The organism is Marinococcus sp. LNHM3E3-2.2 (assembly GCF_056034385.1).
Window position 1 is genome coordinate 12,075 of sequence record NZ_JBQLIC010000006.1, and the last position, 12,044, is coordinate 24,118.

The window sequence follows — 12,044 nt, forward strand, 5'->3', positions numbered from 1 at the left end:
TTGGTATTGTAAAGGGGTGTCTGGCGATGATTTCTATGCAACAAGTATTACAGCTTCCGATTATGAACACGGCCCTTCCACTCACATCGAATGCCGATTCAAGCTCTATTACCGTTTACTGGGCCTCGGTTATAGAAACACCTGTGGAAGATTTCGTCCGGCCACGGGAATTAATTTTAAGCTCCGGGATCGGATGTCAAAACGAGAAGGATCTGCTTGAGTTTATTGAAGAGCTGATGGAAGCAGGAGCGAGCGGTTTGATTTTGTCTGTAGGCCACTACATCTCCTCCATTCCTGACAACGTGATCGACTTTTGCGAGTCAAAAGCGTTTCCGCTCGTGGAAATTCCGTGGGAGATCCGTTTTTCGGACATTACAGAAGCGATTTCCGAAGCCCTTCATAAAAGCTCTCTCCGCTCCATCGACGTTTCAAATAAAATCCGCACAGACCTTCTCGAAATCATACTTGAAGGCAAAGGCATGGAGGCAATTGCCTCTTACGTATACGAACAGCTGCATATACCAATGCTTGTAGTCGATAAGCGCGGACGCCTGAAGACGCAGACGGACCGTTCGTCGGGCCTCGCCGAATGGTGGAACCAGTATTTAAGCCAGGGAGGGAATCCACTTTTCCCCCCTTTCCAGCAGTCAGATCCCGAAAAAAGCCTGCCGGCCAACATGGAATGGATGGATACAGATACCGGCACCCTGCTGCGCCTAACTGTGCAGACGACCCAGGATATTCAGGGTTATATGATCTTCCAGTGGCCTACCCATAAAGAAAAGCACGATGTATTTGAAGAATACACCCTGCTTCTGCTTGAACATTCGGTCACCACTTCCGCTCTCTGCTTTTTGCATGACCAGACAGCGCTTGAAACCGAGATGCGCCTGAAGGATGATTTTGTCTGGAGCCTGGCAAAGGATAATTACGAATCCCGGGACCAGGCGCTTTCGCGCGGTAAATCATTAGGCTATAACCTTGAGCTCCCTTATATCTGCTTTGTAGCCAAACCTGAAAATGTCGAACGGGTGTTTCACGCAGAATCCCCGCCGCTTTCCTATGATCACTGGCTTGAACAGATTGGCTATATGTTTGAGGAAGAAGTTTCCCACGCGAGCCGTTATTTAAAAGCACGCGTGATGAGCACGTTCCAAAAATCCGAGCTGATTGTGTATCTGGAAATGCACCCAACCATGATGTATGACACGGTATATTATTTTGCAGAAACGGTGCAGTACCGCCTCGAACAAAAAATCCCCCACCTCATCATTTCCTGGGGGGTAAGCAAGACAGCTGCACCCTGGGAATTTGTTACAAGCTTTTCGGAGGCTTCCTCTGCTCTTGATGCCGGACGCAGGCAGCGGGGATTCGGCTACATTCATACGTATGAAGACACTCGTTTTGACCGGGCTCTGATGTCTCTGTCTAAAAATGAAGAAATCCGCCAGATCGCTGAAGCTACAGTTGCCCCCCTCCATCATTATTCCGTCGAACGGGGCATTGATTTAATGAAAACGGTCCGCACCTACAATGAATGCAAGGGCAATGTCAGTCAGACCTCCCGGGAATTAAATCTCCACCGCCAGTCCCTGCTATACCGTTTGAAAAAAATCGAATCCCTTACGAGCTGTGATTTGAATAATTCCGATGACCTGTTTTTAATTGAACTGTCTATTCGGCTCCATACAGCCGGAGCCCTGTTTGTTACCGATGAGCGCACTCCTCATGTATAAAAAGGATAAATACAAAAATAACTCTGCCCGCGGGCAGAGTTATAGTAGTTTTTGCCGTTCATAATCAGCTTTTACCGCATGGAGCGTTTTCAGCGATTTCTGGGAAAATTCGTCCTCTTTGCTTTCGAGCTCCCGCTCGTAAGCATCAAACGCCTGTCGAAGAGACTCTTTATACGTCATGTCCGGTACTGTTTCAAGCGGCTTCACCGCTTTTTTCTGCACCCAGATTTTTTCTTTTTCCGCTAGTGCCCGGCGTTCATGGAAAACCGGCACATTTGTCTTCTTCGGCTGGTGCAGGTCTCCCTGCCGCGGGTGTTCGAGCACCACTTGTACTTCCATCAGCCACTGTTCGGGATTTTCTTTTACAGGGATTCCAACGTAAACTCCTGATTTATAAGGAAATCGATATTGTTCCATCTTTTTTCCACCTTTCCTGTCAGCCTCCCGGCGTTATAGCGACAAACCATTCCCACAGCTTTTCTGCCCAGGGGACCAGATGCGTGTTTGTCCATTCATTGTATTCGTTCCATCCAAAAAGCACCTGGGCCATCTCCCCGGAAAATGAAACCATTACAAACAATAACGTCGTTGCTAGAATAAGGACGATAATGACTGCATAAATAATTACTGCTGTTAAAATCCCTTTTGCAACTTTTTTCAATGTGACTCCTACTCCAACAAAGTTTTAATCTATTGTATCAGATTATTAATAAAAATTCATTGCAGTACGTGAAATTTAATAATCTTTTCTTGAAAAAGCCCGGACCCTCCGGACTTTTTCATTCTACTGCAGGTTAGTCGTTCCCATCAGGAAACGGTCGCATTCGCGGGCCGCTTCACGTCCTTCATGGATAGCCCAAACTACAAGGCTTTGACCGCGGCGGTTGTCGCCTGCTGCAAATACTTTTTCATGATTTGTAACATAGCTTCCGTATTCAGCGTTCACTGTACTTCTTTCTGTACGTTCGATTTCCATCTGCTCAAGCAGCTCCTGCTCGGGTCCTGTAAAGCCAACGGCGAGCAGTACGAGATCGGCTTTCCATACACGCTCGGTTCCAGGCACTTCGTGACGGACTTTTTTGCCGTCTTCAAAGACCGTTTCCACTTCCACCGTATGAATTTCCTTTACCTGCCCTTTTTCGTTTCCGACAAATTTCTTTGTCATTACTTTATAGGCACGCGGGTCCTCGCCCTGCAGAGCAGCTGCTTCTTTATGCCCGTCTTCCTGCTTATAAACAAGTGGATACAGCGGCCACGGGTTGTCTTCCGGACGTTCATTATCTTTTTCTTTATTGATATCAAACTGGGTCAGAGAAGCGCAGTTGTGACGGAGTGAGGTCGTAATACAGTCCACCCCGGTGTCCCCGCCGCCGATGACGATCACATGCTTATCCTTTGCACTGATATATCTGCCGTCTTCAAGGTTCGAATCCAATAGGGATTTTGTATTGCCACGCAGAAAGTCCATCGCATAGTGAATTCCTTTCAAACCGCGTCCTTCTGCCGGAACATCGCGATGATTCTGCGCGCCTGTACAGAGAATAACTGAATCGTATTCTTCATCGAGCTGTTCGGAGGTAATATCTTTTCCTACATCGACACTCGTCCGGAACTCGATCCCCTCTTCTTCCATAATATCTGTTCTTCTTGTAATGGTTTCATTTTCAAGCTTTACTTCCGGAATTCCATAGGCAAGCAGTCCGCCGATGCGGTCGTCTTTTTCGAATACCGTCACCGTATGGCCGGCCCGGTTCAGCTGCTGGGCAGCTGCAAGTCCTGCCGGTCCGGAACCGATTACCGCTACTTTTTTGCCAGTTCTTGTTCTTGGCGGCTCGGCTGTAATCCAGCCTTCCTTAAATCCTTTTTCCACAATGTGGTATTCAATGGATTTGATGGTTACCGGGTCATCGTTGATGGCTACGGTGCACGAGCCTTCGCACGGAGCCGGGCACACTCTCCCGGTGAATTCCGGGAAATTGTTCGTTTTATGGAGACGTGTCAATGCTTCCTGCCATTTTCCGCGATAGACAAGATCATTCCATTCCGGAATCAAATTGTATACGGGACAGCCAATTTCATCGGAACCGACCATGGAAGTACCAGCCTGGCAGAACGGGATCGCACAGTCCATACAGCGGGCGCCCTGTTCCTGAAGCTTATCTTCCGGCATCATGATCTGGAACTCCTGCCAGTTTTTCACCCGTTCGAGCGGGTCCAATTTACTTGGAGCTTCTCTTTTATATTCCAGAAAACCTGTTGGTTTCCCCATTTCCCTCACTCCCACTTTAGAAATCGTTGTATGCTGTTCATTCAACGCCTTTATTCGAAAAGCCAGGAAGGCTGTGAAAGCCTTCCCGGACTGTTAATTTCCAGTGACTTTTTCTTTATCTTTGTCTTCTTCCGTCGTTGCTTCCTGAAAAGCTTCAAGCACAGCATCCGCTTCGCTCAAGCCGTTGTCTATTCTTTCCTGGATCGACTGCAGCATTGCCTGGTAGTCGTACGGAATAACCTTCACGAAATGTTTGCGCTCGGTCTCCCAGGCAGCCAGGATACGCTCTGCTGCTTCGCTGCCCGTCTGTTTTCCGTGCGCTTCAATCATCTGCTGGATCTCCTGCTCGTCTCTGGCAGATTCGATCACTTCAAGACCTACCATTTCGCTGTTGTATTTACTTTCAAGCGTATGGTCAGGGTCATACACGTACGCTACGCCGCCAGACATCCCTGCTGCAAAGTTTTTACCGGTAACACCGAGATTGACGACAACACCGCCGGTCATATATTCACAGCCATGGTCCCCGACGCCTTCGACTACGACTTTTGCCCCGCTGTTTCTGACACAGAAACGCTCACCGGCTACTCCGCGGATGTAAGCCTCCCCGGAAGTGGCTCCGTAAAAGGTCGTGTTTCCAATAATAATATTGTCTTCCGCATCAAATGTAGAAGTATCCGGCGGCGTGACAATCAATTTTCCGCCTGACAGTCCTTTGCCGATATAGTCGTTGGCATCGCCAATCAGGCTCATCGTCATGCCTTTAGGAATAAACGCCCCAAAGCTCTGGCCGGCCGAACCGTAGAAAGTAAATCTGATAGTGTCCTCAGGCAGACCTTCGGCACCGTACTTCTGCGTAATTTCGCTTCCGAGCATCGTCCCGGCCACACGGTTGGTATTTTGGATATCAAACTCTCCAAACACCGGTGTCTGTGATTCAAGGGCATCCTTTGCCGCATGCTTTAACAACGTTTCGTCAAGAGAGATATTCAACTCATGGTCCTGCTTAATATGGGCCACGTGCTTGGATTGATTTTTCGCTTTCGGACGGTGAAGCAGATTCGACAGATTCACCGTCTGTGCTTTTTTATTGTTTACCGAGTCTACCTGCTTCAGCACTTCGGTATGGCCAACCATATCATCAATGCTGCGGAAGCCGAGTTCTGCCATAATTTCACGAAGCTCTTCGGCCACAAAGGTCATGAAGTTTACGACGTTATCCGGTTTGCCCATGAACTTTTTACGCAGTTCAGGATTTTGTGTAGCCACACCTACTGGGCATGTATCGAGATGACACACACGCATAATGACACAGCCAAGTACCACGAGCGGTGCCGTGGAAAATGCATATTCTTCCGCACCGAGAAGAGCCGCCACCGCTACATCGCGGCCTGTCATCAGCTTGCCGTCTGTTTCCACAGAAATCCGGTTCCGCAAATTGTTCATGACAAGCGTCTGATGCGTCTCAGCGAGCCCAATTTCCCATGGCAGGCCGGCATGCTTAATGCTTGTACGGGCAGCGGCACCCGTGCCGCCATCGTAACCGCTGATGACTACATGGTCAGCCCGGCCTTTCGCGACGCCGGCGGCAATCGTACCGACACCGGTTCCTGAAACGAGCTTCACACTGACCCGGGCGTTCGGATTCGCATTTTTCAAATCATGGATCAGCTCTGCCAAATCTTCAATCGAATAGATATCATGGTGCGGCGGCGGCGAAATCAGGCCAACACCTGCCGTCGTACCCCGCACCTCCGCAATCCACGGATATACTTTTTTGCCGGGAAGCTGTCCGCCTTCGCCAGGCTTTGCCCCCTGGGCAATTTTAATTTGTATTTCGTCGGCGTTGACCAGGTAGTGACTTGTAACACCAAAACGTCCCGAAGCTACCTGCTTGATCGCACTCCGGCGCAGGTCACCGTTTTCATCCGGCGTAAACCGCTCTGGATTTTCCCCGCCTTCGCCCGTATTTGATTTACCGCCGATGCGGTTCATGGCGATGGCAAGTGCCTCATGAGCCTCCTCGGAGATAGAGCCGAATGACATTGCTCCAGTTTTGAAGCGTTTAAAGATATTTTCTGCCGGCTCCACTTCGTCGATGCTGATCGGCTCGCGGACTCCTTTATTAAATTCAAGCAGGCCGCGGAGCGTTGTCTGCTCCTGTTCCTGTTTATCAATAGCGTCTGAATACTTTTTAAACAGCGTGAAATCGTTAGTTTTCGCGGCGTGCTGCAGCATATGGATCGTATGTGGATTGTATTGATGAGGTTCACCGTACCGTCTCCACTGCAGGTCATCCCCAGGGTCAAGCGTCATATCCAGTCCTTCGCGGTCATTGTAGGCCCGGAAGTGGCGTTCAAGAACGTCTTCTGCAATAATTTCTGTGCTTACACCGCCGATTCTTGAGGACGTCCATGTAAAATAGCGGTTGATTACTTCGTCATTAATACCGACAGCCTCAAAAACCTGGGCGCCCCGGTAGCTCTGCACCGTGGAAATGCCTATTTTTGAGAGGACCTTCATGATACCCTTTGTAGCACCTTTAATATACGTGCTTACCGCTTCCACATACGAACCTTCCATCAATCCTTCTTTGATCATGTCGTCAACCGAATCAAAGACAAGGTACGGATTGATTACTTCTGCGCCGTAACCGAGCAGCACCGCGAGATGGTGTACTTCCCGCGGCTCGGCACTTTCAAGCACCAGACTGACATCTGTACGGCGGCCCGTACGGATGAGATGGTGATGCAGCCCGCCGACCGCAAGCAGCGCCGGGATCGGAGCGTAAGTCCCGTTCACGTCACGATCGCTTAAAATAAGAATAGTCGAGCCTTCCTCAATAACCTGGTCCGCCTGCTCAAATATACGTTCAAGAGCACGTTCCATTTCATTGGCTCCCTTTGCTGCTTCAAAGACGATGGAAAGCGTAGAAGCTGCAAATCCTTCCAGTTTATTGGAGCGGAGCTTGGCTAAATCTTCGTTGTTGACAATTGGCTTTTTTAAATACAGCTGCTGGGCGTGCGATGGCTTTGGATCGAGCAGGTTGCCCTGCTTTCCGATAGTCGTGCCGACAGCAGTAACTATTTCCTCGCGGATAGCGTCTATCGGCGGGTTTGTCACCTGTGCAAACAGCTGTTTGAAGTAGTTGTATAACAGCTGCGGCTTTTTGGAAAGCACTGCAAGCGGAGAGTCGTAGCCCATCGAGCTGACCGGATCTCCTGAACCTGTGGCAAGCGGCTTGACCACTTTTTCCAATTCCTCATATGTGTAGCCGAAAGCAAGCTGACGCTGCTCCAATTTTTCGAAATTAGTGTTGTAAACGTCCTGACTTTCCAGCATATCCTCTAAATCCGTCAGGTATTCGTCTGTCCATTCCTGGTATGGATGCTCGCCGGCAATTTTGTCCTTAATCTCTCCGTCAGGAACGATACGCCCTTCTTCAAGATCCACAAGCAGCATATGGCCGGGATGCAGACGCTCTTTATATAAGACGTCTTCGGGAGCGATATCAAGCACTCCCACCTCTGAAGACATAACAATCTGGTCGTCTTTAGTAACATAATAACGGGCCGGACGCAGGCCATTTCTGTCGAGACAGGCACCGATCTGGCTTCCGTCCGTGTATGCGATGGCTGTAGGCCCGTCCCACGGCTCCATTAAGCAGCTGTGGTACTGATAAAACGCACGTCTCTTTTCATTCATAAGCGGGTTGTTCTGCCACGGCTCAGGAATCATCATCATGGCAGCATGAGGCATTTTATGTCCGGACAGCGTCAAAAATTCAAACGCGTTATCAAACATCGATGAGTCACTGCCTTCAGCATCCACAACCGGATGAACCTTCTCCATGTCGCTGCCAAACAATTCTGATTCAAACTTCGGCTCCCTGGCATGCATCCAGTTAACATTCCCTTTAATCGTGTTGATCTCCCCGTTATGGATGAGATAACGGTTCGGGTGCGCCCGCTCCCAGCTTGGGAATGTATTCGTGGAGAAACGGGAATGCACAAGCGCGAGCGCCGTTTCAAACTGCCGGTCATTTAAATCTTTATAAAACTGGTTCAGCTGCTCTGTCGTAAGCATCCCTTTATACACAATGGTCCGTGAGGACAGACTTGCAAAATAGAAGCTGTCCTGGTCATGAAGCTTAACCCCGTGCTCATGCTCAGACCGTTTTCTGACAATATACAATTTTCGCTCAAAATCTTCTCTCGTTTTTACATTTTCCGGGCGCTTAATAAACAGCTGGCGGATGGCAGGCATAGCCGAGAGTGCCGCGTTTCCGAGCATCGAATCGTCAGAAGGCACTTCGCGCCAGCCGAGCAGCGGCAGCCCCTCTTCTTCAACCATTTTTTCAATGGCCTGTTCGCACTGGGCACGCCTGGTGTTATCTACAGGCAGAAACAGCATCCCAACCCCGTAATCGCCTTCCTCCGGCAGCGAAAAACCGAGCTCATTTTCTTTATTTTTAAAGAAACGGTGCGGAATCTGCAGAAGCATTCCCGCGCCGTCCCCGGTATTTACTTCATCTCCCTGACCGCCGCGGTGGTCCAGGTTTCTTAAAATTTGCAATCCTTTTTCAACAATGTCGTGTGATTTTTTCCCTTTAATATCCGCAAGAAAGCCGATCCCACAGTTATCCTTCTCAAACTGGGAGTCATACAAGCCTTCTTTATAATTTTTTCTAGGCAATAACATATACCCCTCTCCACCTCTCTCCATGGTGTCCAAATTTAAATTGGTTTGCATATTATATCATTTTTCTAAACATTCGACAAATTAAGATTTGAGTTTCACTAGTCATGTAAACGCTTATAAGCAGGACTGCACGATTTTATTCTTTTAGCGCTTCTTTATATTCATACGATTTAAAGAATAAATATTCACCTTTATACATGCCATTCATAATGGCCTGTACCGGTCCGGGCGTCTGTCATCCGCTCGAGCATTGTAATTTTTCCGTCTTTTCGCACAATAAACATGGTCTGACATCTCGTTTTGTATTCCGGGAGATCAATAAACATCGATGAAAGCTGTTTCTCAAGCTGTTTGTCTATCCCTGTATCAGGAAGGTCCTGGTCGTCGGCCGGCTCTGCATTTTGCATTGCTTTAAAAAAAGGGTCAGGGTCGAGCGTATTCCCTGAAGAAGCAAGCAGCATTTCCACATGCTTTTTTGCTTTTTCGACCTTCGGCCAGGGTGTGTTCAGAGAGGCATTGCTGAGCGCGTGCACACCGGGTGAAAGGCGCTCTGCATGCGGCCCTTCTTTGTGATTATGTAAATAAAACAATTCCTTATCTGAGCCCGCGATCATATTGAAGCCTCTGTACTCGTTGCGGTCTTTTTTCACTGCTTCAAGCGCCTGCCCCGATTCGTTCCGCAAAAATCGCAGCGGCAGATGCCCGCGTGATTTTTCCCCGTTTTCCATGCCCGGCCTGCGGATATTTGTCACAGCTGCGAACCGTCCGGAAAGACTGCCTCCCATCCATGTGCCGCCCTGCTGCAAATCTTTTCCCGCCACGATGCCTTCGCCTTCCCATTTATGAAGGCGCTCAGTCGGCCGTTCTAAAAATTCATCCCGGTTGGAAACCACGACAAGTGGGAACCATGGATGCATCTGATACGCAAAAGCAATTAAACACATGCCATTCGTTCCTTTCTTCTTCCTGCGGATGGTTGCCGCACGCTGGATCTGATTCGTCGTTTATCCGCTTTCGTTTTATAAATGGAGCAAATGCTTTTTCTATTGAATAGTATTTGCTGTACCTGGCAATTCTACCTGAAAAAAGCCTTCTGGCTTCTGGCGCCTGTATTATATACTGCTTCTATAATATGTTACAAAAAATTTTCAAAATTGCAAAGTAAAATGATTTATTCTGTTCACCCGGGGATTTCTTTTCTAATGGACATTTTTTTACTATTGCCCGCTCTAATGCTAAACTGTAAGTATTATACTTCCTTTTTATAAACTATTGTTAATGATCATACGATATATAAGTAAAGGCCCCGCCGAATTAACCATGAGGAGGAATCCGTATGACTGACGAACCCAATACAAATCAAGAAGATTTAACTCCCTCCAATAACGAAGGGAAAAGCAAGGAAGAAGCTGAAAAATTCATAGAACGTTTTAAAAATGAAAAAGATACAGACCAGCTCGTAAGTACTCTCGGCGGCCTCGGGGAAGCGGAGCAGCGTAAAGCCGGCGACTCCCTTGAAGCATTAAAGCGTCCCGTCCGGGAAATGATGGATCAAAAGGACAATGAGCTTCCCGATAAGCTTCATGAATTAAAAACGGTGGTCGGCGAACTTGAACCGGAATATTTAAAAGAAGGCCGCCTGCAGAAAACAATGAATAAAATTTTACGCCGCGATCCGGTCGAACAGTATGCGAAAAAATACGAAACAGTGGAATCCCAGGTGGACAATATTATTCACGGTCTCCTTGCCGGCCGGGACAAGCTGCAGGAAGACAACGTCATGCTTGAAGAATTACGGGAAACTGCCATTAAGCGCATTGAGGAACTTGAAATGCAGATTGAAACCGGGAAACAGCTGAACGCCATGCTCGAGGAAGAAATGCTTGAAGAACAGTGGCGCGATAACCCGGCCGCTATTCAAAAAGGGCAGCAAAAAGTAATATCCCGGGTGAAAAATATGACACAGGCGGTTATGGTGCTGCAGCAGTCGATTGCTTCGATCGACCTAATTGTCGATAACAATGGAAAGCTTGAAGAAGCGATTTTTAACGCCATTACCATGACGAAAAATATCGTTACCGTCACCGCTTCCATCCAGCTTGCTCTTGGCAACCAGCGGAAAGTAATCAATGCGGTGCAGAGCGTTAACGAATCTACCGAAAGTATGCTCACCAACAATGCACGCATGCTTAAGGAAAACACGGCCGATACCCTGAAGACACTCGAAGAGCCGGCGATCGCCCTTGAAACGTTCCAGCAGGCTTATCAGGACGTGTACGAAGCCATCCAGATGACGGAGCAGTCCAATGAACGTATTGTCGCCTCCAGTAAACAGTTCATTTCTGAAATGGACGAATTAAACAACCAGATGAAGCACAAATTGTTAAACTGATAGATATCAACGTATAGGACGGTGAATCACTTGGCTAACAGATGGTTCGAACATCCCTGGGTTGAACGCTTCCTGCCGGACCATATGCGCCCGGTGGATGATCATATCTTCTCCGATAGCCACGGGCTGTTTATCGTGGAGGAAATGGAGGCAGCGATCGACCGGGTGATTGCCCGGGCGGACGAACTCCGTCAGTCCAAACGCCTGAAACGTGAAAACGAACTTTTTTTGTTCCGTATGAAGCTGACCGCCAGACGCATCCGCATCACAAGCTTCGAAAAAGAGCGTTCCCAGGCAGCTATTCAAAAGACGGTGACCATTGACTATGTGCGGAGTACTGACGGTCACACCCCGGCTTTTTTACGGGAAGCGCTGGTCCATTACATGAAAAACGGCAAAATGCATGCCCGTAACATTGAAAAGTCGTCCTACTTTCAGCATATTTTCCGCAAGCTTGAAGTGCTCGATTACACCCTGCAGGGCCGGGCCCCCCGGGACATTCAGCTGCACACAGCCGAACCGGCCCACGCGGAGGAAGTGCCGGAAGACGAGCCAGTAAAATGGCATAAAGCACTCGACCGGTTTCATCAGCACTACGTAAAGCAAAACAGCAGCCTCCCGGCAGATATCCAACAGGAGCTGCAGCAGATTGACAGGGAGCTTGAGGAACTGCGTTCTTCGCCTTCCCTGCAGTTTGATGTGGAGGATGAATATCTGGTCGAACGAATGCTTGGCCGTGAAATACCGGATCTAATCGAAACGTACAGGCTGCTTGAACCAAAGCACAGGGACGAGCAGCACGGTGCTCTGCTGCAGGCGCTTGAAGCAATGCGCGGGCGCCTCAGCTCGCTGCGCATGGAACAAAATGATGTGCACGCCCGGAAAATGCGCCAGCTGCTGAAGGTAAACGAAAAAAGATACCGTCAGGAAAAGAAATTTTAAAGGA

8 protein-coding genes are annotated in these 12,044 nt (G+C 48.6%); 3 read left to right on the forward strand and 5 right to left on the reverse strand.

The genetic code is table 11. The features are described 5' to 3' along the window. The first annotated feature begins 26 nt into the window (after nucleotides 1-26). Nucleotides 27-1,736 carry a PucR family transcriptional regulator gene (locus tag ACTRXF_RS09560; RefSeq protein WP_474262086.1) on the forward strand — a complete coding sequence of 570 codons (1,710 nt, stop codon included), beginning with the start codon at nucleotides 27-29 and terminating at the stop codon, nucleotides 1,734-1,736. Nucleotides 1,737-1,775: 39 nt separating this feature from the next. On the opposite strand, the gene kapB is transcribed toward ACTRXF_RS09560, so the two are convergent. The 5 genes from kapB to ACTRXF_RS09585 all read right to left on the reverse strand — a co-directional run bounded on the left by kapB (nucleotide 1,776) and on the right by ACTRXF_RS09585 (nucleotide 9,650). Then, on the reverse strand, nucleotides 1,776-2,153 hold the full coding sequence (gene kapB / locus ACTRXF_RS09565) for a sporulation phosphorelay system protein KapB (protein ID WP_474262087.1): 378 nt from the start codon (nucleotides 2,151-2,153) through the stop codon (nucleotides 1,776-1,778). A gap of 19 nt (nucleotides 2,154-2,172) precedes the next feature. Beyond that, entirely contained in the window at nucleotides 2,173-2,397 is a 225-nt protein-coding gene (locus ACTRXF_RS09570; protein ID WP_474262088.1) for a hypothetical protein, read from the reverse strand. 123 nt (nucleotides 2,398-2,520) lie between these two features. Further along, nucleotides 2,521-4,005, reverse strand: a complete 1,485-nt coding sequence (locus tag ACTRXF_RS09575; protein ID WP_474262089.1) for a glutamate synthase subunit beta — start codon at nucleotides 4,003-4,005, stop codon at nucleotides 2,521-2,523. A 93-nt stretch (nucleotides 4,006-4,098) separates the two neighbouring features. Beyond that, nucleotides 4,099-8,706: a glutamate synthase large subunit gene (gltB, locus tag ACTRXF_RS09580; RefSeq protein WP_474262090.1), complete on the reverse strand. Its 4,608-nt coding sequence runs from the start codon at nucleotides 8,704-8,706 to the stop codon at nucleotides 4,099-4,101. 191 nt (nucleotides 8,707-8,897) lie between these two features. Beyond that, nucleotides 8,898-9,650 carry an NRDE family protein gene (locus tag ACTRXF_RS09585; RefSeq protein WP_474262091.1) on the reverse strand — a complete coding sequence of 251 codons (753 nt, stop codon included), beginning with the start codon at nucleotides 9,648-9,650 and terminating at the stop codon, nucleotides 8,898-8,900. Nucleotides 9,651-10,042: 392 nt separating this feature from the next. Here ACTRXF_RS09585 and ACTRXF_RS09590 point away from each other — a divergent pair, with 392 nt between their 5' ends. Together ACTRXF_RS09590 and ACTRXF_RS09595 are read left to right on the forward strand one after the other, a co-directional pair. Beyond that, on the forward strand, nucleotides 10,043-11,098 hold the full coding sequence (locus tag ACTRXF_RS09590) for a toxic anion resistance protein (RefSeq protein ID WP_474262092.1): 1,056 nt from the start codon (nucleotides 10,043-10,045) through the stop codon (nucleotides 11,096-11,098). Between the two features lie 30 nt (nucleotides 11,099-11,128). Next, nucleotides 11,129-12,040 carry a hypothetical protein gene (locus ACTRXF_RS09595; RefSeq protein WP_474262093.1) on the forward strand — a complete coding sequence of 304 codons (912 nt, stop codon included), beginning with the start codon at nucleotides 11,129-11,131 and terminating at the stop codon, nucleotides 12,038-12,040. Nucleotides 12,041-12,044 lie beyond the last annotated feature (4 nt).